Origin of the sequence: Zoogloea oleivorans (assembly GCF_008107625.1) — a bacterium.
Lineage (GTDB): Bacteria > Pseudomonadota > Gammaproteobacteria > Burkholderiales > Rhodocyclaceae > Zoogloea > Zoogloea oleivorans.
This window is the reverse complement of the sequence record NZ_SDKK01000006.1, coordinates 55,136-80,833: the sequence shown is the minus strand read 5'-3', so window position 1 is coordinate 80,833 and position 25,698 is coordinate 55,136. Positions and strand designations below refer to the sequence as shown.

General features: G+C 59.2%; 25 protein-coding genes. 19 read left to right on the top strand and 6 right to left on the bottom strand.

Going from position 1 to position 25,698, the window contains the following annotated elements; genetic code table 11:
- Positions 1-305: 305 nt before the first annotated feature.
- The 4 genes from ETQ85_RS07590 to ETQ85_RS07575 all read right to left on the bottom strand — a co-directional run bounded on the left by ETQ85_RS07590 (position 306) and on the right by ETQ85_RS07575 (position 3,321).
- On the bottom strand, positions 306-2,075 hold the full coding sequence (locus ETQ85_RS07590) for a transposase (protein WP_148578440.1): 1,770 nt from the start codon (positions 2,073-2,075) through the stop codon (positions 306-308).
- Between the two features lie 228 nt (positions 2,076-2,303).
- On the bottom strand, positions 2,304-2,522 hold the full coding sequence (locus ETQ85_RS26590; protein ID WP_148578439.1) for a hypothetical protein: 219 nt from the start codon (positions 2,520-2,522) through the stop codon (positions 2,304-2,306).
- 23 nt (positions 2,523-2,545) lie between these two features.
- The gene (locus ETQ85_RS07580) at positions 2,546-2,983 is read right to left on the bottom strand and encodes a hypothetical protein (protein ID WP_148578438.1); all 438 of its coding nucleotides are present in this window, start codon (positions 2,981-2,983) and stop codon (positions 2,546-2,548) included.
- Between the two features lie 5 nt (positions 2,984-2,988).
- Positions 2,989-3,321: a helix-turn-helix domain-containing protein gene (locus ETQ85_RS07575; protein WP_148578437.1), complete on the bottom strand. Its 333-nt coding sequence runs from the start codon at positions 3,319-3,321 to the stop codon at positions 2,989-2,991.
- Between the two features lie 120 nt (positions 3,322-3,441).
- Between ETQ85_RS07575 and ETQ85_RS27265 the strand changes: the two genes are divergently transcribed.
- From ETQ85_RS27265 to ETQ85_RS07560, 3 genes are all read left to right on the top strand, one after another.
- The gene (locus ETQ85_RS27265) at positions 3,442-3,939 is read left to right on the top strand and encodes a helix-turn-helix domain-containing protein (RefSeq protein WP_148578436.1); all 498 of its coding nucleotides are present in this window, start codon (positions 3,442-3,444) and stop codon (positions 3,937-3,939) included.
- A gap of 99 nt (positions 3,940-4,038) precedes the next feature.
- Positions 4,039-4,473, top strand: coding sequence for a hypothetical protein (locus ETQ85_RS07565; RefSeq protein ID WP_148578435.1), 435 nt, complete (start codon positions 4,039-4,041; stop codon positions 4,471-4,473).
- A gap of 77 nt (positions 4,474-4,550) precedes the next feature.
- Positions 4,551-5,222, top strand: a complete 672-nt coding sequence (locus tag ETQ85_RS07560; protein WP_148578434.1) for a TonB family protein — start codon at positions 4,551-4,553, stop codon at positions 5,220-5,222.
- A gap of 71 nt (positions 5,223-5,293) precedes the next feature.
- Here the strand turns inward: ETQ85_RS07560 and fur are convergent, their stop codons facing one another.
- Positions 5,294-5,746 carry a ferric iron uptake transcriptional regulator gene (fur, locus tag ETQ85_RS07555; protein ID WP_148578433.1) on the bottom strand — a complete coding sequence of 151 codons (453 nt, stop codon included), beginning with the start codon at positions 5,744-5,746 and terminating at the stop codon, positions 5,294-5,296.
- A gap of 123 nt (positions 5,747-5,869) precedes the next feature.
- On the opposite strand from fur, the gene ETQ85_RS07550 reads away from it, so the two are divergent.
- The 7 genes from ETQ85_RS07550 to ETQ85_RS07520 all read left to right on the top strand — a co-directional run bounded on the left by ETQ85_RS07550 (position 5,870) and on the right by ETQ85_RS07520 (position 15,360).
- On the top strand, positions 5,870-6,217 hold the full coding sequence (locus ETQ85_RS07550) for an outer membrane protein assembly factor BamE (RefSeq protein ID WP_148578432.1): 348 nt from the start codon (positions 5,870-5,872) through the stop codon (positions 6,215-6,217).
- Positions 6,218-6,276: 59 nt separating this feature from the next.
- Entirely contained in the window at positions 6,277-7,083 is an 807-nt protein-coding gene (gene dapB / locus ETQ85_RS07545; RefSeq protein ID WP_148578431.1) for a 4-hydroxy-tetrahydrodipicolinate reductase, read from the top strand.
- A 67-nt stretch (positions 7,084-7,150) separates the two neighbouring features.
- The gene (locus tag ETQ85_RS07540; RefSeq protein WP_246128677.1) at positions 7,151-9,805 is read left to right on the top strand and encodes a response regulator; all 2,655 of its coding nucleotides are present in this window, start codon (positions 7,151-7,153) and stop codon (positions 9,803-9,805) included.
- A gap of 171 nt (positions 9,806-9,976) precedes the next feature.
- Positions 9,977-11,119, top strand: a complete 1,143-nt coding sequence (gene carA, locus ETQ85_RS07535) for a glutamine-hydrolyzing carbamoyl-phosphate synthase small subunit (RefSeq protein ID WP_148578430.1) — start codon at positions 9,977-9,979, stop codon at positions 11,117-11,119.
- Between the two features lie 70 nt (positions 11,120-11,189).
- Positions 11,190-14,414: a carbamoyl-phosphate synthase large subunit gene (gene carB / locus ETQ85_RS07530; protein WP_148578429.1), complete on the top strand. Its 3,225-nt coding sequence runs from the start codon at positions 11,190-11,192 to the stop codon at positions 14,412-14,414.
- A complete protein-coding gene (gene greA, locus ETQ85_RS07525) occupies positions 14,411-14,887 on the top strand; it encodes a transcription elongation factor GreA (protein ID WP_148578428.1) in 477 nt (158 codons plus the stop codon). The genes carB and greA overlap by 4 nt, the downstream gene beginning before the upstream one ends.
- Before the next feature lie 11 nt (positions 14,888-14,898).
- Complete coding sequence (locus tag ETQ85_RS07520) at positions 14,899-15,360, top strand: DUF4149 domain-containing protein (protein ID WP_148578427.1); 462 nt, start codon at positions 14,899-14,901, stop codon at positions 15,358-15,360.
- A gap of 17 nt (positions 15,361-15,377) precedes the next feature.
- Here ETQ85_RS07520 and yhbY read toward each other — a convergent pair whose 3' ends face one another.
- Positions 15,378-15,824, bottom strand: coding sequence for a ribosome assembly RNA-binding protein YhbY (gene yhbY, locus ETQ85_RS07515; RefSeq protein ID WP_148578426.1), 447 nt, complete (start codon positions 15,822-15,824; stop codon positions 15,378-15,380).
- 38 nt (positions 15,825-15,862) lie between these two features.
- Here yhbY and ETQ85_RS07510 point away from each other — a divergent pair, with 38 nt between their 5' ends.
- The 9 genes from ETQ85_RS07510 to pstA all read left to right on the top strand — a co-directional run bounded on the left by ETQ85_RS07510 (position 15,863) and on the right by pstA (position 25,679).
- Entirely contained in the window at positions 15,863-16,483 is a 621-nt protein-coding gene (locus tag ETQ85_RS07510) for an RlmE family RNA methyltransferase (RefSeq protein WP_148578425.1), read from the top strand.
- A gap of 117 nt (positions 16,484-16,600) precedes the next feature.
- A complete protein-coding gene (gene ftsH / locus ETQ85_RS07505) occupies positions 16,601-18,493 on the top strand; it encodes an ATP-dependent zinc metalloprotease FtsH (protein WP_148578424.1) in 1,893 nt (630 codons plus the stop codon).
- 62 nt (positions 18,494-18,555) lie between these two features.
- Positions 18,556-19,410, top strand: a complete 855-nt coding sequence (gene folP / locus ETQ85_RS07500) for a dihydropteroate synthase (RefSeq protein WP_425473121.1) — start codon at positions 18,556-18,558, stop codon at positions 19,408-19,410.
- 30 nt (positions 19,411-19,440) lie between these two features.
- Positions 19,441-20,793: a phosphoglucosamine mutase gene (glmM, locus tag ETQ85_RS07495; RefSeq protein ID WP_148578423.1), complete on the top strand. Its 1,353-nt coding sequence runs from the start codon at positions 19,441-19,443 to the stop codon at positions 20,791-20,793.
- Between the two features lie 149 nt (positions 20,794-20,942).
- Positions 20,943-21,284 (top strand): substrate-binding domain-containing protein, encoded by a 342-nt coding sequence (locus tag ETQ85_RS07490; RefSeq protein ID WP_222862100.1) that lies wholly within the window; start codon positions 20,943-20,945, stop codon positions 21,282-21,284.
- Between the two features lie 50 nt (positions 21,285-21,334).
- On the top strand, positions 21,335-22,693 hold the full coding sequence (locus tag ETQ85_RS07485) for an IS1380 family transposase (protein WP_148578422.1): 1,359 nt from the start codon (positions 21,335-21,337) through the stop codon (positions 22,691-22,693).
- Between the two features lie 179 nt (positions 22,694-22,872).
- Positions 22,873-23,697 carry a phosphate ABC transporter substrate-binding protein PstS gene (gene pstS, locus ETQ85_RS07480; protein WP_148578421.1) on the top strand — a complete coding sequence of 275 codons (825 nt, stop codon included), beginning with the start codon at positions 22,873-22,875 and terminating at the stop codon, positions 23,695-23,697.
- A gap of 90 nt (positions 23,698-23,787) precedes the next feature.
- Positions 23,788-24,834, top strand: coding sequence for a phosphate ABC transporter permease subunit PstC (pstC, locus tag ETQ85_RS07475; protein WP_148578420.1), 1,047 nt, complete (start codon positions 23,788-23,790; stop codon positions 24,832-24,834).
- Positions 24,834-25,679, top strand: a complete 846-nt coding sequence (gene pstA, locus ETQ85_RS07470) for a phosphate ABC transporter permease PstA (RefSeq protein WP_148578419.1) — start codon at positions 24,834-24,836, stop codon at positions 25,677-25,679. Before pstC ends, pstA begins: the two co-directional genes overlap by 1 nt.
- The last annotated feature ends 19 nt before the right edge of the window (positions 25,680-25,698 follow it).

Here is a 25,698-nt window from a genome sequence, read left to right as displayed (position 1 = left end):
CCATGGCGCCCCGCGGGGCGTCGAACCGGCCGGCCGGGATGAGCCGACACAGCGGCTCGCCGGGCCGGACCCGGAGGGTCAGCACAGCGACACCGACAGAGATGGGGGCTTTGGGGGAGGGCATGCGCCGATGGTCGCGCGCGCATGGCCCTGCTGCGAGAGTGAAGGGCTTCGGCGGTTCGGGGGCTTGGCTCCCCACAGACCCCGTTACTCCCCCGTTAATTTCAACGATCGGGGGTCGGCGGCTACGGTGGCCGCACCCCCACCCTCAAAATCGCGCTACGGGCCGATCCTGAAAACCGGGGTCAGACGCCGTCGATGGCCTGGTCGAGCAAGTCGTAGAGCACGTCCAGGATGGCTTGCTCGTCGGCGGGGGCCAGGGTGCCGTTCCAGTGCTCCAGCTCTTCGTGCTGGTAGCGCTGGCCGCTGTAGGGGCTCACGCCACCGCGGGTAACCGTTTTGCGAACGTGCGGCCGGAAGGCGTCGATGATGTCCGCCTCGCTAAGCGCCACCGGCTCCCAGCCATCGGCCACGTGGGCGGCCAGCGCCTCACGGGGTGTCATGTGGCGCTGCTTGCCGGTTTCCGGGTCGGAAACCTTGGGCAGGTTGCGGTTCGGCATGTCCCGGCGGCGCTCCGCCATGCCCTTGATCCAGTCGCTGGCCTGTTTGTGGCTGTCGAATATCGGCCCTTTTCCTGCCTTCTCGGCTTCCTTCCGGGCCTTCTCACGCGCCTCCGGCGTGCCGGCCCGCACCATTGCCTTGGTCAGCCGCTGCACCCGCTTGTAGGTGAGCGTGTCCATGCTCTTGCCCTGGTAGGTGCCCAGCTCTTTGGATTCCCGGTCGTAGAAGGCATGCAGGTTTTCGGCAAGGCCGTTGGCCTGGCTGTTGCCTTTGCCCACTTCGAGCATCTTCGGATGCACGATGGTGATGCCCAGGCGTTCCTGCAGGCTGCTGATGGGGTCAAACTCGAAGCGCTCGTTCTTCACGCTGCCCGTGCTGTCGGTCTGAAAGATCAGCGGCACGCCAAACACGCGGATGTAGTTCTCCAGGCACTTGGCGATCACTTCGTAGCTTTCCGACAGGCCGATGGCCGGGTCGGCCGGGTAGCCGGTGGCGTAGTCGATGGCCGTCCAAAGCTCGTAGGTCACAAACTCGCCCGACACCGGGTGTGACGCAGTGAAGTGCGTGCACCAGCCGTCCGCGTGGCATTCCATCGCCGGCATCAACCCAACCCGGCTGCGAATCGTGTAACGGCGGTGGTTCTTGAGGTCCATGCCGGTGTGCCGGCCCACCAGCACATCGATCTTCGAGAACTTCTCCCGAAAGAAGCGGCACACCTGGTCGTAGCTGGGCGGCGTGTCACCCATTGCCGGCGTCCATTGCTCGGCAATCTGCGCTACCACCCAGCGCTTGATGCTGCCCTGCGGCCGCTGCATCAACGCAATGGCCAGGCCGTGCCAGGGCTTCACGCTCATGTCGGCCTGCACCACCGCCGGCGCCAGGCTCTCGCCCTTCACGCTCTTGCTCAGCCAGCGCTTCAGGCAGCGCGGGCTGGGCAGGCCATCGTCGTGCTCGGTTTTACGACCACGCGGGTCACGTGCCAGCCGCAGGGTGCCCACCAGGTGCGCCGGCAGCAGGCCGCTGCGGGCATTGGTGAGCAGTGCCGTGATGGCCGCTTCCTGGCTGCATCGTGCCGAGGCCTGCAGGCGGCTGATCTCCCCCAGCAACGTGCTGCGGGCATTCTCGTTTTCGCGTTGGCGAGTCGTCAGGTCTGCCGGGCAAAAAGGCACCACCGGGGCGGCCGGTTTAACGGGAGGGAGAGCCTCCCCGGTGGGCGTGAAAACCGCAGTTGTGCTGGCTGCGGTGGAGACCTGATTAACCGCCGTTTCAAGGGCGGATTTCTGGAGGGCTTTCTGCACGTCACGCGGCAGGGCTTCTAAGGTGTAGCTGCGCACGGATCGACCTGGGGCGGTCTCTTCCGCGAACTGCCAGCCTTCTCTATCCGCCCTGCGCATGGCGCTGGTGCGATGGACACCAAGCGCTTCGGCGATCTGGGTCAGAGTAATGACACTCATTGCCCACCCCTCTTGGAATGGCGAGGATTCATGCCGTTAGAATGGCGCCGCAGGCTACCAACTTGCATACCATTCAACTTCACGGAAGAACCCTCATGACTGAAAAACAACTTCTTGAACAAATCCTCACCGCTCAGGTGCTGCTCCTGTCGAAGGCCATCAACGCTGAGAAGGAGGAGAAGGGGACGCATCGGTTTGGTGGCGACTACTCGCGAGAGGCCGCTAAACTCATTCAGGAGAAGCAACCAGAAGTGCTTCGGTTGCTCTCCGAAATTCGGTAGAGGAGCAATCCACCACCTGTGTCGCGTCGATCCAGAATTCGGCGCGACGCAGTACCAGGCGGGCCGACGTGATCGGGAGTCCGTCCAGGATTTGTACGATGGTCAAGGCCAGTGCATTGGTGTCTTCGTCATCAATGCTCGGGCTGTCGTAGGGCTTGGTAGGCATGTCTGCGGTCCTCTTGGAAAAAGTCATTCCATCTCTCCCATCACCTGCTTCAGTTGCCGAATCCGCTTGCCCGCCTCATCGCGGGCACGCTCCAGTTTCCCCAGCTCCGCCTCCAGGGCGTCCTTGCCCACCAGCAACCGGCAGCCGCGCAAATCCGCCAGCCACACCGTCACATCGTGGGTCTGCACCGCCGCCTCAAAGGCCGGCAAGTACTCCAGCGGAAAGCGCCAGCCGTCCCGGCTCTCGGCCGTCCAGCTATCCAGTTGGTGCTTGGTAATCTCCTGCCCGGTCAGCTCGCTCATGCGGGCTGCAATGTCGAACCGCGACAGGGTCGATGCCTTCAGCAGGTCCGAAAGCAGATGGCGGAGCGGGTGCCCCACCGCCAGCGCGCCCGGCTTCGGGTCGCGTGCCACCGGCACCTCAAACAGGTCCGGCGTAAGGGCGTCGTGAGCGCGGCGCATGGTGTCTACGCCGCGGCCGCTTCATTGCCATTGCGTTGGCAATTTCCAGCGGTACACTTGAGGGAACGGGCGCCACGCAGGCCGCGCGGTTTCTTGGTTCCATCCTCGTTGTAACGGGACGGCCAGATCTTCATCGGATGCACGCCAATGGCGTCCGCAATGCGCTGCTCATTGAGCGGATAGCTGCGCTCGAACGTATGCGAAAGGGCCGACGAACCTTTGATACCGTGGTGTTTCGCCAGGGCGACAAGGGACCAGCCTTTCTTATCCAGGGCCGCCTTGATGTCGGCCGGGTGCCAGTCCTCGGGACTGGCTTTTTTGGGGGTGTTGTTTGCCATGAATCGCTTTCTGTGGTGGTTACGCGATGAATGGCATTGGACACGCAATTGAGTGTATGTGTCAACGCAATTGACGTGCACATCTACGTCTTTTGAGTGTGTTGACGCCGTTTTTTGTTTATGGCTTTAAAAACAATCAGATGCGCAGGTGTGCACGGGTTTCTTGTGCACACCTGGTCGTGCACACCTGAAGGGACTTTTGACGTGCACACAGTTGGAGCTGGTTTGAGATCCTGGAGAGAGGCGAAAGGTCTCACTCAAAAGGAAGCTGCAACGCAATTGAGTGTTCCGCCGCGGACATATCAAGACTACGAGCGAGATCTGAGATCTCCAGGGGCGGAGGCTATGGCGGGATTCGTCCAGGCAGGCATCAACGCCAACTGGCTGCTGACCGGCGAAGGCCCGATGCTCCTCGAGGAGCTGCAGCCCAAGCCCCAGCCGACGAAGATCAACGCCGATGCCTTGGCCGCCATCCTGATGGGGGCCATGAAGGCGCTCCCCAAGGCCGACACAGGCGCGATCGCCGATTTCGCGGTGAAGATGTACCTGGACGTGCTTGAGCGAGGCCTGATCACGCCTGACGGCGTCGGCAAGGGCGACTTGGGTGAGGTGTCGTGACAGATCGCACGTGGGCAGCGTGACGCCTGCCACGCTGCTATGCCTGGCTTATGAACCAGGTCATATTTTGTTTCATGGGCGGTTGGGCATCATTTGCTCATGCCTCGAAACGATTACCTTTGGCTGGCGACCCTCGCCCTGATTGCCGCCAAGAACCTGAAGAACATCACCATCGGAGACCATGACGACAACCAGGGCGGCCATGTCATGTCCCGTGTAACAGCCATCGTCGGCGTTATCTCAAACGTTGCCGACGACTCGGCGAACGATCTAAACCTGTTTCTGATCGTCCTGTGCCAAATCATGCGCAAAACAGCTCACTCCCCGAGCAGTTCCGTGCAAATCCAAATCCTGCCTGTGTTCCTCCGAATCCCGCGCGGCGTCTGGGCTCATCCCGCTTTCTCCCGCCTCTTTCCAGGTGCCAAAACGATCACCTCCCCCCAGTCCGCCACTTGTTCCAAGGGGGGCTCTCATCTCCTGCCAAACGCGGAACTCCGCTTCAGTTGTCTGCCGGTTATGCGCATGGGTTTATAAAAATGCGGCCAGGGGTTTGCGGCTGAAGTGTTGCTCATTACACTTCTAAAATATGTGTTTTGGGTTGAGGGGTGCGTGTGCAATGGCGTGACTGCTTGGTGGGGCTGGGCATTTCGGTCTTGTTCCATCTTCTGGTTTTCTGGCCTGCGCCTGAAGTGAAACTGGGGGCAGTGAAGGTTGTGCCATTTTCTGTGAGTTTCGCCCCCGCCCTTCCCGTGAAGCCGGCATCGGAAGATGTTCCCGTGCTTGACTGTTGCGGAGGTTCGGGAGAGCCGCGTTTGCTGGGTGGCGGCGATCTTGCCGCGTCAGTTCGACACGGCAGTCCGGTCTCCGGCAAGAGAGAGAAAAAAGTGGCCAGGCTGTCCGTGGAAGCCGTGGAGCACGTCGTCCCGGATCCAGAGGTGTCGACCTCCTTGGCGGGGGACGTCCCTGTTGCAAATGTCGGGCAAGCTGTCCAGGGGGCATCCCTTGCCCGTTATCGTTTGGCACTGGCCGCTGCGGCTGTGCGAATGCAGCGTTACCCCCGGGCGGTCATGGAGGCCGGGCGCGAGGGGACGGTGATTGTCGAGGTTCAGGTCACCGCAGTGCAGAGGGTGCCGCTTGTCCGCTTGGGGCATTCAAGTGGCGTCGGCGAGTTGGATGGTGAGGCGCTCGCTCTGCTTGAGCGCGCGGTAAGGACTGTGCCCGTTATGCCAGGGCAGGAGTTCGTCATTCGACTGCCGGTACGCTTTGATTTACAGGGGGAGTGATGCATTGCCCCTTTACGTAGATCCGGGCCCGTGAGGGCTCGGATGTCGTTTGTCATGGCGCTCCGGGGCGGCTATTCTCCGCTGGAGGAGCTGCTGCCGGGGCGGTTGGGGCAATTGGTCTTCTGGCAGTCGGCATAGAGGTAAAGAGCGTGTTCGCGGACGATAAAACCACGCTCTTCGGCGATTTTGTTCTGCCGCTCTTCAATGGCTGGGTCGTAGAACTCCTCCACCTTGCCGCACTGGAGACAGACCAGATGATCGTGGTGGTGACCTTCGTTGAGCTCGAAGACGGCTTTGCCTGATTCAAAGTAGTGGCGTTCGAGCAAGCCGGCCTGCTCAAACTGGGTGAGCACGCGATAGACCGTGGCAAGGCCGATGTCCATATCTTCGGCGATAAGGAGGCGGTAAACGTCCTCGGCGGTCAGGTGGCGGGTTTCGACCTTCTGGAAGAGGTCAAGAATCTTGAGCCTTGGGAAGGTTGCCTTCAGGCCGATACTTTTGAGGTTCTGGGAGTTGCTAGACATGGGGAGCCCCGAAAAACTGGAGAAGGCGGCCGGAAGCCCGGCCAGCCCCGTATGATATAGTTTCCGACCATCCTTGAGAATGTGGCCTTTGAGTCAATGCCTGCTCCTGCTTCCAGAAACGCCATGCGCAAATTGCTCTTTTCCGTCCTGCTGATTGCGGGGGTTTCCGGCTGTACTGCAGTCGGTGATTTCCTGAAGCCGTACCGGATTGATGTCCGGCAGGGAAATTTCATCACCCAGGAGATGGTCTCCCAGCTGAAGCCGGGCATGAGTCGCGATCAAGTGCGTTTCGTGCTTGGGACGCCGCTGGTGACGGATGTCTTTCATGGTGATCGCTGGGATTACGTTTATCGTTTTCAGCCGGGCAAAGGTGCATTGCAGGAGCGCCGTCTGGCTGTGGTTTTTGAGGAAGGCAAGCTTGTGCGGGTCGAAGGTGATGTCCGGCCTGGTGAGGTTCAGCCTTCGCAGTAAGGCGCCGGGGCCGTCTGATACGCCCCTTCTCTTTTTATATCGTTAATTCCGGGGATTACATGAATCAAGTTCGTATCGCGATTGCCGGTGCGTCCGGACGCATGGGCAGAATGCTCATCGAAGCCACCCTCAAGGCGGACGACGCCGTTCTGGTGGCGGCTTTTGAGCGTCCCGAAAGTACCTTCATCGGCAAGGATGCCGGGGATCTGGTCGGTTCTTCGTGTGGCGTGACGATTACCAGTGATGTGGCTGAGGGTCTGGCGAAGGCCGATTGTCTGATCGACTTCACCCGTCCGGAAGGCACGCTCCAGCATCTGGCGCTGGCCCGGGCTGCAGGCTGTGGCATGGTGATCGGAACGACCGGTTTTTCGGCTGAAGGCAAGGCTGAGATTGCGGCTGCCGCGCGGGATATTCCGGTCGTGTTTGCGCCGAACATGGCGGTTGGTGTGAACGCCGTCTTCAAGTTGCTGGATGTGGCTGCCCGCATTCTCAATGAAGACTACGACGTGGAAATCATCGAGGCTCATCATCGCCTGAAGGTTGATGCTCCCTCCGGTACAGCCCTGCGCATGGGCGAAGTTGTGGCCGGGGCGCTGGGGCGCGACCTGGAGTCCTGTGCGATCTACGGGCGCGAGGGTGTGACTGGCGAGCGTGATGGGCAGACCATCGGTTTTGCTACGGTGCGTGGTGGGGATATTGTTGGAGATCACACCGTGCTCTTCGCCGGGATCGGCGAGCGTATCGAGATCACTCACAAATCGGGCAGTCGCATGCCTTATGCATCGGGCAGCCTGCGCGCAGCGCGCTTCCTGGCTGCTCACAAGGCAGGTCTGTTCGATATGCAGGATGTGCTGGGTCTGAAGTAAGGCGGGCGTCTTTTGGCGCTCAAGATCGAGAACCGTTTGCCGTTATGATTCAGGTTCCCGGTTAGGCGTGTTGGCTGGTCTGGCGCGCCTTTCTTACCTCGATGTCGCCAAATTGATCGCCCACGTGATTCGTTCTGATGCCGATCCTGATGCGCCCGATGCTGAAATCGGACGGGCGCTTAGAGCATTCCTTGCTGCGAGTGTTGCCGACGGTCGGTTGGGGGTGCCGTTCGATCTCTCTCGTGCTTCGTCGGCCGACATCCTTGGCCTGCTTGAAGGCCTGCTCTCCGGTCGCGAAAGGGCCGAGCGCAACGTCCGCGATACGCGTGAGCGCCTCGATCTGGCGATGCAAAACACGGAAGGCGGGCTGTGGGACTGGGATCTTGCCCATGGCGAAATCGTCATGGACGACTACTGGCGACAAATGCTTGGATATGATGCCTCCGAGCGGACGTCCGATTTCTCTTCCTGGTTGCCGCTGGTTCATCCTGATGACCTGGCTTTGACGCGTCACCAGCTCGGCACCCATCTTCGTGGTGAGCTGGATTATTTCGAGACCCAGTTCCGGATTACCAGCAAAGCCGGTGGCTGGCGCTGGATTCTTGTGCGGGGACGAGCCTCGAACCGGGGATCTGACGGACGTTGGGCGCGCATGGTCGGGACCTATCGGGATGTCACTCATTCCAAATGCGCAGAACTCGAACTGCTTCACGCCAAGGAACAGGCCGAGGCGGCCAATCGTGCCAAGAGTGATTTTCTGGCCAACATGAGCCATGAAATTCGCACGCCGATGAATGGCATCATCGGCATGACCGAACTGGCGCTCGATACCCGGCTCGACGAGGAGCAGCGTGAATACTTGCAGACCGTAAAAAGCTCAGCTGACTCGTTGCTGCGCATCATCAATGATGTGCTTGATTTCTCGAAAATCGAAGCCGGGCATCTGAGTCTTGAGAAGGTCGAGTTTTCCCTTGTAAGTCTGCTTGGCGACACGATGAAGTCGCTGGCTCTACGTGCTTACCAGAAGGGTGTCGAGTGCTTCTATTACGTGAGTCCCGACGTGCCTCCCGTGCTGGTGGGAGATACGACCCGATTGCGCCAGGTACTCACCAACCTTGTCGGCAACGCGATCAAATTTACCGAGAAGGGTGAGGTTGAGGTTTCGGTGCACTGCCGGGGAGGGAGTGCAAGTGACCTGGTTCTTGAGTTTGCTGTGCGTGATTCGGGCATTGGTATTCCTGAGGACAAGCATGCCTTCGTCTTCGGAGCCTTCTCTCAGGCTGATGAATCGACTACGCGAAAGTATGGTGGTACAGGTCTCGGTCTTGCCATTTGCCGGCGAATCGTCGAGCTCATGGGCGGTGCGATCACCCTTGAAAGCAGGCCGGGGGAGGGGAGCACCTTCAATTTTACTGTCCATGTCGAAACGGGCAGGTCCCAGTTGGTCAGCACCCCGGCTTTCGGGGCACGACGTGCCTTGGTCGCGGGGCGCAATGCGGCCTTGCGTCGATGTGTCAGCCTGCAGTTGCGCTCAATCGGTCTGGATGTCCGTGAGGCTCCCAGCGGTGTGGTGGTTGAGGAAATGCTGGCTGCTGCACAAAAAGCCAATTCGCCTTTCGACTGGGTGCTGATGGATGCGGCCATGCCCGCTCCTGGCGGCTATGCCCTGGCCGAGCGGCTGATCAAGGAATGGCCGCGGCTGGACCGGCTGATCATGATGCTGGATGCCAATACGCAGCGGGGCGATACGATCAAGTGCGAGCGTCTTAAGGTTGGGGCGCGTTTGATCAAGCCGTTCTCTCAGTCTGACCTCGTTGATGCCCTGGGGTTGACTCTGCAGGGTGGTCCGGCGGAGGAGGATAAGTTCCTGGCTTTTGAGGCCGAGCAGACCTTCGCCTGCGCGCCGCCATTGTCCCGCTCAAGCCAGCGTCTCAACATCCTGCTTGTGGAAGACAACCCGGTTAATCAGACCGTGGCCGTCAAAATGCTCGAAAAAGTAGGGCACGTGATGACTGTGGCTGCCAATGGTCAGGAGGCGCTTGATTGCTTTGACCGAGGGCGTTTTGATCTCATTCTGATGGATGTGCAGATGCCGGTGATGGGGGGGCTTGACGCAACCCAGGCCATCCGTGCCCGGGAGGCTCGGCGCAGCTGGGCTGCAGGCGGGCAGTGGCAGCCTACGCCCATTGTGGCCATGACGGCTCATGCGATGCAGGGAGATCGGGATCGTTGCCTTATGGCGGGCATGGATGACTACATCGCCAAGCCGATCAAGCCTGCGGAGTTGCATGGCGTGATCGATCGTGTCATGGGAGATGCCCGCGCTCAGGACGGTGGCAAAGGTGCGCAGGATGGTGCGTGCATCGATCTGGGTGGGGATGGTGCAGTGGCCGATCTGGGGGCTACGCGGGAGTTGCTGGATGGCGACGAGGCAGCGCTGCAGCAGTTGATCGGTTTGTTCTTTAGTGATCTCGAGCGCAATCGCAAAACCCTGGAGATTGCGCAGCGGAGTAATGATTTTGTGACGATCCGGAATCTGGCCCATTCCATCAAGGGGTCGGCGGGGGTTTTCAATGCAGCGGCCACCCTTGCTGCAGCCCAGTTGGTGGAAACCGCCGGGAAGGACGGGGATGCTGCGGCTGTGCGGCGCGAGATTCCGGTGCTGTTGACCGAGCTTGGAAACCTTGCCGGGGTTTTGCGCCGGGCGCGCCGGGCGCCATGATTTGTCAGCGTTCTGTCAGTATCCCTACATCTGGATTTGCCCCAAACGTGTCCTCGGGCTATAATTAGAAAGTTTCTCAGCGGGATGGCCTTCTAGGGCTGATCCCGTTTTTCATGTGTAGTCCGGCTATGCATGTCTGTCGTCCAATCACAAGATTTCGAGGAGTTCACCGTGTCAGCTTTCCCGCCCGCCATTCTTGCTCTTGCCGACGGGACGGTGTTTTACGGTAAAGGCATCGGGGCGATAGGAGCGACGACTGGCGAAGTGGTGTTTAACACCTCCATGTCCGGTTATCAGGAAATCCTCACCGACCCCAGTTACTGTCGCCAGATCGTCACGCTCACTTATCCGCACATCGGCAATACCGGTATCAACCGGGAAGATTGCGAAGCGGACAAGGTCTACGCTGCCGGTCTGGTGATCCGCGATCTGCCGCTACTTGCTTCCAACTGGCGTTGTGAGCAGTCGCTGGATGCCTATCTCAAGGCCGAGAACATCGTCGCCATTTCCGGCATCGACACCCGCAAGCTCACCCGCATCCTTCGCGAAAAGGGTGCCCAGAGCGGGTGCATCGTTACTGCCGCCACAGCAGCCGAACTTAACGTCGAGGCCGCTCTGGCTCAGGCCCGCAGTTTTTCCGGTCTGGCTGGTCTGGACCTTGCCAAGGTCGTTTCTGCCACCGAGTCCTATTCCTGGACTGAGGGTGAGTGGCAGCTCGGCGAAGGTTACGTTACCCAGGAAGAAACCCGTTTCCACGTTGTGGCCTACGACTATGGTGTGAAGCGCAACATCCTGCGCATGCTGGCCGAGCGTGGTTGCCGCCTGACCGTGGTGCCCGCCCAGACCTCCGCTGCCGAAGTGCTGGCCCTCAATCCAGACGGTGTTTTCCTGTCCAATGGTCCTGGCGATCCGGAGCCCTGCGACTACGCCATCACGGCTATCCGTGACGTGTTGGCAAAGGGTATTCCGACCTTTGGCATCTGTCTGGGGCACCAGTTGCTGGCCCTGGCCTCGGGGGCCAAGACCATGAAGATGAAGTTTGGTCACCACGGTGCAAACCATCCGGTCAAGGATCTCGATTCCGGTCAGGTCCTCATCACCAGCCAGAACCATGGTTTCGCCGCTGATGCCGCCACGCTGCCCGCCAACGTTCGAGTGACCCACGTGTCGCTGTTCGACGGCAGCCTGCAGGGGATGGCCCGTACCGATGTGCCGGCCTTCTCCTTCCAGGGACACCCGGAAGCCAGCCCCGGTCCGCACGACGTGGCTTACCTGTTCGATCGATTTATTTCGCTGATGGAGGCGAGGGGCTAAGGCCGATTGTCATGCGGGCGCACTGCGGTGCGCCCATTCCGGACCATCCGCTTACAGTCTCTGAAGAACCATGCCCAAACGTACAGACATAAAGACCATTCTCATCATTGGTGCTGGCCCGATCATCATCGGCCAGGCCTGTGAATTCGATTACTCCGGCGCCCAGGCCTGCAAAGCCCTGCGCGAAGAAGGCTACAAGGTCGTGCTGGTGAATTCCAACCCGGCGACCATCATGACCGACCCGGGTACTGCCGACGTCACCTACATTGAGCCGATCACCTGGCAGGTCGTCGAGCGCATCATCGAAAAGGAGCGTCCCGACGCTGTGCTCCCGACCATGGGTGGCCAGACCGCACTGAACTGCGCGCTGGATCTCGCCAGGAACGGCGTGCTCGCCAAGTTCGGCGTGGAACTGATCGGTGCCAAGGAAGAAGCCATCGACAAGGCGGAGGATCGCCTGAAGTTCAAGGATGCGATGACCAAGATCGGTCTCGGTTCTGCTCGTTCCGGCGTGGCGCACAGCCTGGACGAAGCGCACCAGGTCCAGACCGAAATCGGTTTTCCGGTCATCATTCGTCCTTCCTTCACGCTCGGCGGTACTGGCGGCGGCATTGCCTACAACCCCGAAGAGTTCGTCGAGATCTGCAAGCGCGGTCTTGAGGCCAGCCCGACCAACGAACTCCTGATCGAAGAATCCCTGATCGGTTGGAAGGAATACGAGATGGAAGTGGTCCGCGACACCGCGGACAACTGCATCATCGTGTGTTCCATCGAGAACCTCGATCCGATGGGCGTGCATACCGGCGACTCGATCACCGTTGCGCCTGCCCAGACGTTGACCGACAAGGAATACCAGATCCTGCGTAACGCCTCCATCGCGGTGCTCCGCGAAATTGGCGTCGATACTGGTGGTTCCAACGTGCAGTTCGCGATCAATCCCGAAGACGGCCGCATGATCGTCATCGAAATGAACCCGCGGGTGTCCCGCTCTTCTGCACTGGCTTCCAAGGCCACCGGTTTCCCGATCGCCAAGGTCGCGGCCAAGCTGGCGGTGGGTTTCACCCTCGATGAGCTGAAGAACGACATCACTGGTGGTGCAACTCCGGCGTCTTTCGAGCCGTCGATCGACTATGTCGTTACCAAGATTCCCCGTTTTGCCTTCGAGAAGTTCCCGACGGCCAACGATCGTCTGACGACCCAGATGAAGTCCGTGGGCGAAGTGATGGCCATGGGCCGCACTTTCCAGGAGTCCTTCCAGAAGGCCTTGCGCGGTCTGGAAACCGGTGCTTACGGTCTGGACGAAGTGGAAGCCGACAAGGATGACCTGGAGCGCGAGCTTGGTGATCCGGGCTCCCAGCGCATTTGGTACGTTGGCCAGGCTTTCCGGGAGGGCATGACGCTGGAGCAGGTCCATGCGCTGACACGCATCGATCCCTGGTTCCTAGTCCAGATCGAAGATATCGTCAAGACCGAGAAGTCACTGACCGGCCGCTCCCTTAAGGGCATCGCTGCCCCCGAGTTGCGCGAGCTGAAGAAGAAGGGCTTCGCCGACCGTCGTCTGGCCAAGCTGCTGGGCACTGACGAAACCTCCGTCCGTCTGCATCGCCACACGGTTGGTGTGCGCCCGGTCTACAAGCGGGTGGATACCTGTGCTGCCGAGTTTTCGACATCGACTGCATATCTCTACTCCACCTACGAGGAAGAGTGCGAGGCGCTGCCGACCAACAACAAGAAGATCATGGTGCTGGGCGGTGGTCCGAACCGGATCGGCCAGGGCATCGAGTTCGACTACTGCTGTGTGCATGCCGCGCTGGCGCTGCGGGAAGACGGGTTCGAGACCATCATGGTCAACTGCAATCCGGAAACCGTGTCCACCGACTACGACACCTCCGATCGCCTGTACTTCGAGCCGCTGACGCTGGAAGACATCCTTGAGATCGTTGCTGTCGAAAAGCCCGTTGGCGTGATTGTCCAGTTTGGTGGCCAGACTCCGCTGAAGCGTGCACGTGAGCTGGAAGCCAACGGCGTGCCGATCATCGGTACCAGCCCCGACATGATCGACGCTGCCGAAGACCGCGAGCGTTTCCAGAAGCTGCTGTTCGAGCTGGGTCTCAAGCAGCCTCCCAACCGCACTGCCCGCACGCCGGAAGATGCCGTGCGTCTGGCCGCCGAAATCGGCTATCCGCTGGTTGTCCGTCCCAGTTACGTGCTGGGCGGTCGGGCGATGGAAATCGTCCATGAGCAGAAGGATCTTGAGCGCTACATGCGTGAAGCGGTCAAGGTTTCCAATGACTCGCCGGTGCTTCTCGACCGCTTCCTGAACGATGCGACCGAAGTGGACGTGGATGCCTTGTCCGACGGCAAGCGCGTGATGATCGGCGGGATCATGGAGCACATCGAGCAGGCTGGTGTGCATTCGGGTGACTCCGCTTGTTCGCTGCCGCCTTACACGCTGTCTGCCAAGCTGCAGGATGTGCTGCGTCAGCAGACCGAAGCGATGGCTCGCGCGCTCAATGTGTGCGGCCTGATGAACGTCCAGTTCGCCATCCAGGGTGAGGGTGACGATGCGGTGGTCTACGTGCTGGAAGTGAATCCGCGCGCATCCCGCACTGTTCCTTTCGTCTCCAAGGCCAGCAGCCTGCCCTTGGCCAAGATCGCCGCCCGCTGCATGGCTGGCCGCAGCCTGGATGATCAGGGGATTGCGGGCGAGATCGTGCCGCCGTACTACTCGGTCAAGGAAGCGGTGTTCCCCTTCGTCAAGTTCCCCGGCGTGGATACCATCCTCGGGCCCGAGATGAAGTCCACCGGTGAGGTAATGGGCGTAGGCCGTACGTTTGCCGAGGCTTTTGTGAAGAGTCAGCTGGGTGCCGGCATTCGTCTGCCCACTTCTGGCAAGGCCTTCATCAGCGTCAAGCACACTGACCGTCCCAAGGCTGTTGAAGTGGCCCGTGAGCTGATCGATCTCGGTTTCTCCGTGGTCGCGACTCGCGGTACGGCAACGGCCATCTCGGCTGCTGGACTTGCGGTGTCCGCGGTAAACAAGGTCAATGAAGGTCGTCCGCACATTGTGGACATGATCAAGAACAACGAGATCACGCTGGTCATCAACACGGTTGAAGAGAAGCGTCAGGCCGTTACGGATTCCCGCTCGATCCGTACCAGCGCGCTGGCAGCCAAGGTCACGGTGTACACGACCATCGAAGGTGCGCGTGCAGCCTGTATGGGTATGCGTCATCTGTCCGGGCTTGAAGCCTACTCCCTGCAAGATCTTCATGCGGAGCTTGGCAAGGCATGAGCAAGGTTCCGCTTACCGTAACCGGCGCAGAAATGCTCCGGCAGGAACTGCACCACCTGAAAACGGTGGAGCGTCCCAATGTGATTGCCGCTATCGCCGAGGCCCGTTCTCACGGCGATCTGTCCGAGAACGCTGAATACGATGCAGCCAAGGAGCGTCAGGGCTTCATTGAGGGGCGTATTCGGGAGGTCGAAAGTCAGATATCCAACGGACAGATCATTGATCCAAAATTGCTCGATGCGGATGGTCGCTGTGTGTTTGGTGCGACCGTCGACCTTGAGGATCTGGATACCGGGGATACCGTTACTTACCAGATTGTTGGTGACGACGAAGCGGATATCAAGGAAGGCAAGGTCGCCATCAGTTCTCCGATTGCCCGGGCTCTCATCGGTAAATTCGCCGGTGATGTCGCCGAGCTTCGGGCCCCTGGGGGCGTACGTGAACTGGAACTGATCAACGTCCGTTACGTTTGAGTCTGTCTGCGATGTCGCGAGTTGCCGAAAATCTTTACAGCATTCTCATAACCCTCTGGGTCGGAGCGCTGTGGGCAATCGGTTATCTCGCGGCACCAACCTTGTTCCGTGTCCTGGATGACAGGGCACTGGCCGGGCGTCTTGCTGGTGAAATGTTTACCTACGTGGCATGGTTGGGCATGGCTGCTGCAGCCTATCTGCTGGAGTTTCTCGCCTTGCGAAAACATGGTGCTGCGTTCAAGAGCAGTGTTTTCTGGCTGGTGCTGGTGATGTTGCTGCTGGCTGTGGCGGGATACTTCGGTATTCAGCCAATTCTGGCGCAGCTCAAGGCCGATTCGTTTCCGCGCGAGGTAATGGAAAGCGCCATGCGGGACCGTTTCATGGCCTGGCACGGCGTTTCCAGTGTGGTATACCTGATTCAGAGCTTGCTGGGCCTGATGTTGGTGGCCCTGCAAGGCCGTGGCCTGCGCTGAGTCAGGTCATGCGCGGCTTAGCGCTCCGAACTGCGGGGCGGTTTTGCCGGGGTAGGGAACCAACGGGGCTTTTTGGCAGCCTTGCTCTTCAGGGATGCCATGCCCCGATGGGAAGACAGAGCCTTGGCAGATTTCGCTTTGGACGGGGCTTTTCTCGGCCGTTCAGTCGGGATCCCGCTGGAAGTTTCTTCCTCACGTTTTTCCCGCCATACGACCAGCGTTTTCCCGATGTGCTGAACCGAAGCAGCGCCCAGTTCGGTGCAAACGGTTGCCAATATTGAATCCCGCTGGACGCGATCTTCCCCGTAAACGCGTATCTTGATGAGTTCGTGAGCCTGAAGCGCGTGGTCGATTTCCTTGAGCACCGCAGGGGTCAACCCGTTGCCGGCAACGCTGACCACGGGATGAAGATGATGGGCTTGCGCGCGAAACGCTCGCCGCTGTGCGGGCGTGAGATCAATCATTTTACAACCCATTGAAAAAAGGGCGTAATTGTACCGCGATGAAGCGCACCAAGACTAGTAAATCATGGATGACGGAGCACGTTAACGATCCGTTCGTTCAGCGCGCCAAGGCCGACGGGCTTCGCGCCCGCGCGGCTTACAAGCTCATGGAGATCGACGACAAGGACAAGTTGATACGGCCCGGGATGGTGGTGGTCGACCTCGGGGCTGCACCCGGGTCGTGGAGCCAGGTTGCCATAACCCGCGTTGGAGAGGCGGGGGCCGTATTTGCTCTTGACCTCTTGCCGATGGAGCCGATCCACAAGGTTCAGTTCATGCAGGGGGATTTTCACGATGAGGAATCGGTGGCGCGCTTCGAAGAGTTGCTCGGTCGTCGAAATGTAGACCTTGTAATGTCGGATATCGCCCCCAATATCTCGGGAATCCCTAGCGTCGATCAGGCCAGGTGTATCTACCTAGCTGAGCTCGCACTGGATTTTGCTCAACAGCATCTGACCTCCGGCGGCAAGTTCCTGGTCAAAGTCTTTCAGGGGCAGGGGTTTGATGAGTTTCGCAAACAGATGGAGCGGGAGTTCAAGTCGGTAGTGGTACGCAAGCCTTTGGCTTCCCGGGGGCGTAGCGCCGAGGTCTATCTGCTTGGTTCTGGCAAGCGTGGTTGAGGCATTTTGCCCGGACATTGTTGCTTTCTATGGCGATGATGATTTGATCCAGCGAACGATCGGACATAGAATCAGTCCACTAGGCTGTGGCCCCTGTCGGGCCTTCAAGGAATCGTGTTGAACAATCTATTCAAGAATCTTGCGATCTGGCTGGTAATCGGCGTCGTTCTGATGACCGTTTTCAATCAGTTCAACAATCGTCAGGCGGCGCAGAACTCCGTCGAGTACTCCCAGTTCATGGAGGATGCGAAGCAGGGCAAAGTCGCCAAGGCTGTCGTTGATGGCCGGACTGTTCGCGCCACGACGCAGGATGGACGGCAAATTACTGTTTATACGCCGGGCGTCCAGGATATCTGGATGGTTGGCGATCTGATGCGTTTTGGCGTCAAGGTCACTGCAGCCAAGCCAGAGGAGGAGCAGTCCTTCCTGATGAACATCTTTGTCTCCTGGTTCCCGATGGTCCTGCTGATCGGCGTGTGGGTATTCTTCATGCGACAAATGCAGGGTGGCGGGCGTGGTGGCGCATTTTCCTTCGGAAAGTCGAAAGCCAAGATGCTCGACGAATCGGCCAACACGGTGACATTTGCTGATGTGGCCGGTTGTGACGAGGCCAAGGATGAGGTCGCCGAACTGGTTGAGTTCCTGCGGGACCCGTCCAAGTTTCAGAAGTTGGGCGGCCATATTCCGAAGGGCGTCCTGATGGTCGGCTCGCCGGGTACGGGCAAGACTTTGCTGGCCAAGGCCATTGCCGGTGAAGCCAAGGTGCCGTTCTTTTCCATCTCGGGTTCCGATTTTGTCGAGATGTTCGTTGGCGTAGGTGCTGCCCGCGTTCGCGACATGTTCGAGCAAGCGAAGAAGCAGGCGCCATGTATCATTTTTATCGATGAAATCGATGCGGTGGGCCGTCAGCGTGGTGCAGGTCTGGGCGGCGGCAACGATGAGCGGGAACAAACGCTCAACCAGCTTCTTGTCGAGATGGATGGTTTTGAGGGCGTTTCCGGTGTCATCGTGATTGCGGCTACCAACCGTCCCGACGTACTCGATCCGGCCTTGCTGCGTCCCGGTCGTTTCGACCGTCAGGTAGTTGTGCCCTTGCCCGATATCCGCGGGCGTGAGCAGATCCTGCGTGTGCACATGCGCAAGGTGCCGATTGCTCCTGACGTCGATGCGATGATTCTGGCTCGCGGCTGTCCCGGTTTTGCCGGTGCGGATCTTGCCAACCTGGTGAATGAGGCCGCTCTTTTTGCCGCACGCGGAAGCAAGCGTGTCGTCGATATGGACGACTTCGAGCGCGCCAAGGACAAAATCATGATGGGTGCTGAGCGGCGCTCGATGGTCATGCCCGAGGAAGAGCGGCGGAATACTGCCTATCATGAGTCGGGTCATGCGGTGGTCGCCAAGTGTCTGACCAAAACCGACCCGGTTCACAAGGTCACCATCATTCCGCGTGGTCGTGCATTGGGTGTGACCATGCAACTGCCCGAGCAGGACCGCTACAGCCAGGACCGTGAGCGTCTGCTGCAGACGATCGCCGTCTTGTTCGGCGGCCGTATTGCGGAAGAGATTTTCATGAATCAAATGACCACTGGTGCGTCGAATGATTTTCAGCGTGCAACCGATCTGGCACGCCGCATGGTGACGCAGTGGGGGATGTCCGACAACCTTGGGCCGATGGTGTACGGCGAGGAAGATGGAGAAGTCTTCCTCGGGCGTTCTGTGACGACGCACAAGAACATGTCCGAAGCCACGCTTCAGAAGGTGGATGCAGAAATTCGCCGGATGCTCGACCAGCAGTACGCGTTGGCGCGCCGCCTGATCGAGGAAAACCGCGACAAGGTCGAGGCAATGACTGCGGCGCTGCTTGAGCTGGAAACCATTGATGCGGACCAGATCAACGACATCATGGCGGGTAACGCACCGCGTCCTCCAAAGCCTTCTTCGCAAGCGCCTCGTCGCCCGAGTGACGACTCTCCTCCAGCTGCCCCAACGGCAGCTGCGCCTGTAGCTTAACAGGCACTTCCAACGCATCTTTGGGCCGGCTGAAACGCCGGCCTCTTCATTTGATAAAGCGCATGATGCATTCAATTCTTTCCTGTGGTCGTTTTCGCCTGGATCTTTCTCAACCGAAGATCATGGCCATTATCAATGTGACGTCTGATTCGTTTTCCGGTGATGGCTGCCGGAGTCTGGATGCCGCAATTCGGTCGGCTGAGTGTGCGGTGGAGGAGGGGGCGGATCTGCTGGACATCGGTGGTGAGTCGTCAAGGCCTGGGGCACGAGCGGTATCGGAGCAGGAAGAGTTGGACAGGGTCGTCCCGCTGGTTGAGGCGCTAGCCGGGTTCGGTGTGCCACTCTCGGTTGACACCGTCAAGGCTGCGGTGATGCGCGAGTCGATTCGTGCAGGCGCCGATTTGATAAACGATATTGCCGCTTTTCGTCTCCCCGGCGCTTTGCAGGCCGTTTGTGCCAGCAATGTCGCACTTTGCGTTATGCATATGCAGGGTGAGCCGGGTACGATGCAGGCCGCTCCACACTATGGTGATGTATTTGTGGAGGTGAAAGATTTCCTTTGTGAGCGGGTAAGCTTGCTGGTCAAATCTGGCGTGTCGCCGGATCGCATCCTGCTGGATCCAGGCTTCGGATTCGGAAAAACGCTGGAGCACAATCTGACGCTTCTGGACAGGCTTGAACGTTTTGGCGGAGAGGGTTATCCCGTGCTTGTAGGGATGTCGCGAAAGACGATGCTGGGTGCGATCACCGGGCGCGATGTGAATGAACGGGTGGTTGCCGGTGCAGCGGCTGCGCTTGTGGCAATTCAGCGCGGTGCACGCATTGTTCGTACCCATGACGTCAGGGCGACCCGGGATGTGGTTCGTCTCTGGAGTGCGCTGGATAGAACGTCGAGCGGGTTTGGTGCGGAAAAATGACAAGTTGTGAAGCTTAAGCGAGGGGGAAAAATGTCTCGACGGTATTTTGGAACGGATGGCGTGCGTGGCTGTGTCGGGGAGGCGCCAATTACGCCGGACTTCTGCCTGCGTCTTGGTTACGCAGCGGGGAAGACCTTGATTGCCCATGAGCATTTGCGTGCAGGTGAACGTCCCGCCGTGATCATCGGCAAGGACACACGGATTTCCGGTTATATGCTTGAGTCAACGCTGGAGGCCGGATTTTCTGCTGCAGGTGTGGATGTGTATCTTGCCGGACCGCTGCCGACTCCGGCAATTGCCTATCTGACCAGGGCTCTGCGCCTTCAGGCTGGGGTCGTAATATCTGCATCGCACAATCCGTTTCAGGATAACGGAATCAAGTTTTTCTCGGCCGCCGGGACGAAGTTGCCGGATGCTGTCGAGCTTGAGATGGAGGCTCGGCTGGATGAGCCGATGGGCTGTGAGCCTTCGTCCCGTCTGGGCAAGGCGCAGCGGATCGACGATGCCCGAGGGCGCTACGTGGAATTTTGCAAGAGCACGTTTCCGAACGAACTTGATCTGCGCGGTTTGAAAATTGCCCTTGACTGCGCCCATGGCGCGGCCTACATGGTTGCTCCGAAGGTCTTTCACGAGTTGGGCGCCGAGTTGGTTCTGGTTGGCGTTGAGCCAAACGGCATCAACATCAATGACAAGGTAGGGGCGACTGCACCCCAGGCTCTCAGGGATGCCGTGCTGAAGAGTGGTGCAGATCTGGGAATTGCTCTTGATGGTGACGGCGACCGTATTGTCATGGTCGATGCCGAAGGAGAAATTTACGACGGTGACAAGCTCCTTTATGTGATCGCCAAGGCTGCCAAGGCCGCAGGTTCAGCAAACGGCGTGGTTGGCACGCTGATGAGTAATCTGGGTTTCGAGCATGCGATTGGGCGCCTTGGTCTTCCCTTTGCTCGCGCGAAAGTTGGAGATCGCTATGTGCTTGAAATGATGCACGAAAAGGGCTGGAGGCTTGGTGGAGAAAATTCTGGTCACATCATCTGCCTGGATCGGCATACGACCGGAGATGGCATCATCGCTGGCCTGCAGGTGCTCGCAGCGTTGCGCCAGGAGAATGCGACGCTCAAGGAAATGTGCTCCGATCTGGTTTTTTATCCTCAGAAACTGGTCAATGTTCCCATGAAGGCTGGATTTGCATGGTCGAGCAGTGCTGCGATTGCTGACGCTGTTCAAGCCGCGACAGCGGAGTTGGCGGGTAGCGGACGTGTTCTTCTGCGTCCTTCGGGAACCGAGCCATTGCTTCGGGTGATGGTTGAGGGGAGTGATCCTGCCATGGTTGACCGGATTGCCCACGGTCTGGCTGAAGTCGTGAGGTCCGTGGCTGTCTGAATGTTGTTGCGGTGCGACATGTAACAAATCTGAAATTTTCAAGTCGTAGAATCCAACCCGGTGCCAGACTGTTTAGTCCAGTTTGCCGCCGGGTTTGTTTTGTAGGCTGTCCGCTGCTTTTGCGGTTCCTCTCTCAGATGGAGAATTTCATGCAAGGTTTCATTCGCACCTGTTCCCTCGTTGTTGCCCTGAGTGGCGCTGCTGTCGCACAGGCTGCTGACATTACTGGTGCCGGGGCGACCTTCCCGTACCCCATCTACTCAAAGTGGGCTGAGATTTACAAGGCCAAGACCGGTGCTGGTCTCAACTATCAGTCGATCGGTTCAGGTGGTGGCATCAAGCAGATCAAGGCAAGAACGGTAGATTTCGGTGCTTCCGACATGCCGCTCAAGGCTGAAGACCTTGAAAAGGACCCTGAATCCGTGACCAGAACCGCCCAATCCCTTGACTGGCACGGGTTCCGGGCGTTTTTCCGCTCACCCGCCGGGTGAAGTCGGCGGGCATTTGAGATAATGACGGCCTTGCCCCCGCCACCGCCGCCATGCCCGACTTTCAAATCAAGCGCCTGCCCTACAACCTGACGGCGCACGCCGGATTGTCGCTGGTGGGGCAATACCTCAAGCGCTTTGCGCAGATCGACCAGGTCATCGATCCGCGTTTCCCCATTGCCGGCAAGGGGGGCATTGGGACCAGTTCTCTGCTCAAGGCCTATGTCGGGCTGCTGTGCAGCGGGAAGTCCGACTTTGACGCCATCGAATCCTTGCGCGGCGACGCCTTCTTCCGCGATGCGCTGGACCTCTCGACGGTACCGTCCTCGCCGACGCTGCGCCAACGCATGGACGCCCTGGGCGAGGCCGGCGACAGCGCACTGAGGGCGCTGGACGAGGCCAACGAGCGCCTCCTGGCGCGCGCCAAACCGACCCTCACGCCGCTCTCCACCGGCCATCTGGCGCTGGACTTCGATGTCTTCACCCTCGACAACAGCGGCACGAAGAAGGAAGGCGTGGGGCGCACCTACATGGGCTTCGACGGCTATGCGCCGATTGCCGGCTATCTGGCCGAGGAAGGCTACTGCCTCGGGCTCGAACTGCGCCCCGGCACCCAGCATTCGGCCTCGGAGACGCCGGATTTCCTGCGCCGCCTGCTGCCGCGCGCGCGGGCGGTGACGGCGCTGCCGCTCCTGGTGCGCGCCGACTCGGGCTTCGATGGCGCCGCGATCTTCGTGGCTCTGGCCGCCGCGCGCGAAGCGGGGCCGGTGGACTGGCTGGTCAAGTGGAACCCGCGCCGTTTCAAGGTGGCCACCCTCCACGAGCGCCTCGCCGCGGACCCTGCCACCGTCTGGTCGCATCCGCGCGCGGGCAAGCGCGAAACGTACGTTGTCGAACCCCTCACCCGCAAATTCGCCGGGACCAAAGTCACGATGCACCGGGTGATGCATCTGATTGAGCGCACGATCGATCGCGACGGCCAGATCCTACTGATGCCCGATCTCGAGATCGAAGGCTGGCTCACCAGCCTTGAACTGCCCGTCGCCGAGATCGTCGCGCTGTACCAGGCACACGGCACCCATGAGCAGTTTCACTCCGAGTTCAAGACCGATCTGGACCTGGAGCGCCTGCCTTCGGGCAAATTCGCCACCAACGATCTGGTGCTGTCCCTGGCCGTGCTGGCCTTCAACATTCTGCGCGCCATCGGCCAGGCGACCCTGATCGAGCCCGACAGCCCGGTTCGCCACCCCGCCAAGCGGCGGCGCCTGAAGACCGTGATGCAGGAAATCATCGGCGTCGCCGCCCGCGTCATCACGCATGCCCGGCGTCTGACCTTGGGCCTTGGCCAGCGCTGCGCCGCCTTCACCGTGTTCGAGCGTCACTACCAGACCCTGCTCCAGTTCTCCGGCTGAGGCACTTCCCCGTGGGTCGCCATTCGATGCCGCCAGGCAGGTGAACGCTCGTCCGTCCATAGCGAAAGCCGGCGCAAGCCCGGATTTGGCCGTGCAAACACGCGTCAATTTTGTCTGGCGATGCGGTTTCATGCGAAATACGGGCTCAAGTTTCAATTCAAAACCCATTTCACGGCGCTATGCGGACAGCCTGCCAGGCGCGAAAGTGGCGGCCACGGATTCAGGAGGACGGCCTGGTTCAGTTCCCGGCCATCATCGGTGGCGTTGTTCCCGTTGTTAATCTGGAAGGTGTTACGCCTGGCCAGATGAAGATGAATGGCGCACTGCTCGCTGACATCTATCTCGGCAAGATCAAGAAGTGGAACGATCCGGCGATCGTTGCCCTGAACGCAGGCGTTAAGCTGCCTGACGAAAATATTACGGTGGTTCGTCGCGCCGATGGCTCTGGTACGACCTTCCTGTTTACCAATTACTTGTCTAAAGTGAGTGTTGAATGGAAAGACAAGATTGGTGCAGGTACGGCTGTTCAGTGGCCTGAAGGGGTGGGCGGCAAGGGTAACGAGGGCGTGGCTTCTTACGTTCAGCGTATCAAGGGCGGTATTGGCTATGTGGAATATGCATACGCCAAGAAAAACAAGATGACCCATCTCGCGCTGAAGAACAAGGCGGGTGAATACGTTCAGCCGGATGACCTGACATTCCAGGCTGCAGCCGCTTTCGCCGAGTGGAGCAAGGTTCCTGGCTTTGGTGAAATCCTGACCGAGCAGCCCGGCAAGACTAGCTGGCCCATCACTGGTGCTAGTTTTGTGTTGATGCACAAAGTGCAGGTTGATGCCGCCAAGGGCGCTGAGGTAGTCAAGTTCTTCGACTGGGCCTTCAAGAACGGCCAGAAGACGGCCGAGGAGCTCGACTACGTTCCGCTGCCGGCAGCTCTGGTCAAGCAGATCGATGCTGCCTGGCGCACTTCCTTGAAGGATGCATCTGGAAATCCCATCCTGAAGTAAGCTTTTGTTTCTCGAACGGATGGGTGAACGGCCAGGTGTCGTTCTTCCATCCGTGTTTTGTTTCTTCGGTTAATCAAACGGTGAACCGCAATGTCTTCCCATAGCTCAGTTCTCGGTTCGGGGGGCGCCCTCGAAATAGGCGAAGCCGGCCTGGCTGGCGCTGCGACCGGAGTGAGGCCGCCGAGTCCGCCTCGCGACCGGATGCAGGCTCAGCGTTTTCAGGATGCGCTTTTCCATCAGGTCACTCGTTTTTTTGCGTTCTCGGTTCTGGCCATTCTTGTTGCCATCCTTGGGGCTTTGCTCTACGGAGCTTGGCCCGCACTAAAGGAGTTTGGTGCAGGATTTCCCTTTAGCGCCGACTGGAATCCGGTCACCGACAAGTTTGGTGGCCTGATCTCTGTGTATGGCACGCTCAGCACGTCCTTCATCGCTCTGTTTGTCGCTATTCCCGTTAGCTTCGGTATTGCGCTGTTCCTAACCGAGCTCTGCCCCCCCAGCTTGCGTGGACCTTTGGGGATTGCGGTGGAACTTCTCGCTGCTGTGCCCAGCATCATCTACGGCATGTGGGGGTTGTTTGTTTTTGCACCGCTTTTTGCGGATTATGTTCAGCCGCTCCTGTCGGCCACTCTGGGAAATATTCCTTTCATTGGTGGCCTTTTTCAGGGGCCGAAGAACGGAATCGGCATCCTTTCTGCCGGCTTGATTTTGTCCGTGATGGTTATTCCGTTCATTGCGTCGGTCATGCGCGACGTTTTTGAGGTTGTGCCCGGGATTCTCAAGGAGTCGGCTTACGGCCTGGGAGCCACTACCTGGGAGGTCGTGTGGAACGTTGTTTTGCCGTACACCCGGGTGGGCGTGATCGGTGGCGTGATGCTTGGCCTGGGGCGAGCACTGGGTGAGACGATGGCGGTAACCTTTGTTATTGGCAATGCTCATCGGATTAGTCCGTCCCTGTATGAGGCGGGCAACAGCATCGCTTCCACGCTGGCGAACGAGTTTGCCGAAGCGTCGTCCGATTTGCATGTGTCCTCACTGATTGCCTTGGGTTTGATCCTGTTTTTTGTAACCTTTGTGGTTCTGGCGCTCTCCAAGATCCTCTTGATGCGTCTTGGCCGTCTTGAAGGGGAGAAAACCTGATGAGTGACTCTTCGGTGCTCTACCGCAAGCGCATGCGGACCAATCGCGCCGCGTTGGTCCTGTCTCTGGTGGCGATGGCTATCGGGATGGGGTTTCTGGCGTGGATTCTGGTCGTGCTTCTGTACAAGGGGTTTGGCGCTCTTAGCCTCACCCTTTTTACTCAGCCGACTCCGGCCCCCGGTTCTGAGGGAGGGCTGTCCAACGCGATTCTTGGCAGTCTCATGATGGTTGGTACGGCGACCTTCATTGCCACCCCGATTGGCATTCTCGCGGGTGTTTATCTGTCGGAATTCGGGCGCAGGGGCTGGTTGGCGCCGGCAACCCGTTTCATCAACGACATCCTGCTCTCTGCGCCATCGATTGTTATCGGTGTCTTTATCTACGCTGTTTATGTGGCTCAGGTGCAGCATTTTTCCGGTTGGGCCGGCTCGATGGCGCTGACCTTGATCGCCATCCCAGTTGTCGTGCGGACTACTGAAAACATGCTCAATCTGGTTCCTGCCACCCTCAGGGAGGCTGCGACAGCCTTGGGGGCTCCGCGCTGGAAGGTTGTGCTTCACGTGGTTCTTCGCTCTGCTCAGGCCGGTGTTCTGACCGGGATTCTGCTTGCGGTTGCGCGAGTGAGTGGTGAAACGGCCCCGCTGCTTTTTACTGCACTTAACAATCAGTTCACCAGCTTTGACCTCAACGGACCGATGGCCAATTTGCCGGTCGTGATCTTCCAGTTTGCAATGAGCCCCTATGAAAACTGGAATTCATTGGCGTGGGGTGGGGCGATCATCATTACATTTGGTGTTCTTTGCCTGAACATCGTTGTTCGGACCCTGTTCCGCAAAAAGATCTAGGAAATCCATCATGCAATCT

What these genes read in the sequence shown, in the direction of transcription:
- ETQ85_RS07590 (WP_148578440.1), bottom strand. Translation starts at nt 2,075, where the DNA reads ATGAGTGTCATTACTCTGACCCAGATCGCCGAAGCGCTTGGTGTCCAT.
- ETQ85_RS26590 (WP_148578439.1), bottom strand. Translation starts at nt 2,522, where the DNA reads ATGCCTACCAAGCCCTACGACAGCCCGAGCATTGATGACGAAGACACC.
- ETQ85_RS07580 (WP_148578438.1), bottom strand. Translation starts at nt 2,983, where the DNA reads ATGCGCCGCGCTCACGACGCCCTTACGCCGGACCTGTTTGAGGTGCCG.
- ETQ85_RS07575 (WP_148578437.1), bottom strand. Translation starts at nt 3,321, where the DNA reads ATGGCAAACAACACCCCCAAAAAAGCCAGTCCCGAGGACTGGCACCCG.
- ETQ85_RS27265 (WP_148578436.1), top strand. Translation starts at nt 3,442, where the DNA reads ATGGCTTTAAAAACAATCAGATGCGCAGGTGTGCACGGGTTTCTTGTG.
- ETQ85_RS07565 (WP_148578435.1), top strand. Translation starts at nt 4,039, where the DNA reads ATGCCTCGAAACGATTACCTTTGGCTGGCGACCCTCGCCCTGATTGCC.
- fur (WP_148578433.1), bottom strand. Translation starts at nt 5,746, where the DNA reads ATGTCTAGCAACTCCCAGAACCTCAAAAGTATCGGCCTGAAGGCAACC.
- ETQ85_RS07550 (WP_148578432.1), top strand. Translation starts at nt 5,870, where the DNA reads ATGCGCAAATTGCTCTTTTCCGTCCTGCTGATTGCGGGGGTTTCCGGC.
- dapB (WP_148578431.1), top strand. Translation starts at nt 6,277, where the DNA reads ATGAATCAAGTTCGTATCGCGATTGCCGGTGCGTCCGGACGCATGGGC.
- carB (WP_148578429.1), top strand. Translation starts at nt 11,190, where the DNA reads ATGCCCAAACGTACAGACATAAAGACCATTCTCATCATTGGTGCTGGC.
- greA (WP_148578428.1), top strand. Translation starts at nt 14,411, where the DNA reads ATGAGCAAGGTTCCGCTTACCGTAACCGGCGCAGAAATGCTCCGGCAG.
- ETQ85_RS07520 (WP_148578427.1), top strand. Translation starts at nt 14,899, where the DNA reads ATGTCGCGAGTTGCCGAAAATCTTTACAGCATTCTCATAACCCTCTGG.
- yhbY (WP_148578426.1), bottom strand. Translation starts at nt 15,824, where the DNA reads ATGATTGATCTCACGCCCGCACAGCGGCGAGCGTTTCGCGCGCAAGCC.
- ETQ85_RS07510 (WP_148578425.1), top strand. Translation starts at nt 15,863, where the DNA reads ATGAAGCGCACCAAGACTAGTAAATCATGGATGACGGAGCACGTTAAC.
- folP (WP_425473121.1), top strand. Translation starts at nt 18,556, where the DNA reads ATGATGCATTCAATTCTTTCCTGTGGTCGTTTTCGCCTGGATCTTTCT.
- glmM (WP_148578423.1), top strand. Translation starts at nt 19,441, where the DNA reads ATGTCTCGACGGTATTTTGGAACGGATGGCGTGCGTGGCTGTGTCGGG.
- ETQ85_RS07490 (WP_222862100.1), top strand. Translation starts at nt 20,943, where the DNA reads ATGCAAGGTTTCATTCGCACCTGTTCCCTCGTTGTTGCCCTGAGTGGC.
- ETQ85_RS07485 (WP_148578422.1), top strand. Translation starts at nt 21,335, where the DNA reads ATGCCCGACTTTCAAATCAAGCGCCTGCCCTACAACCTGACGGCGCAC.
- pstS (WP_148578421.1), top strand. Translation starts at nt 22,873, where the DNA reads ATGCGGACAGCCTGCCAGGCGCGAAAGTGGCGGCCACGGATTCAGGAG.
- pstC (WP_148578420.1), top strand. Translation starts at nt 23,788, where the DNA reads ATGTCTTCCCATAGCTCAGTTCTCGGTTCGGGGGGCGCCCTCGAAATA.
- pstA (WP_148578419.1), top strand. Translation starts at nt 24,834, where the DNA reads ATGAGTGACTCTTCGGTGCTCTACCGCAAGCGCATGCGGACCAATCGC.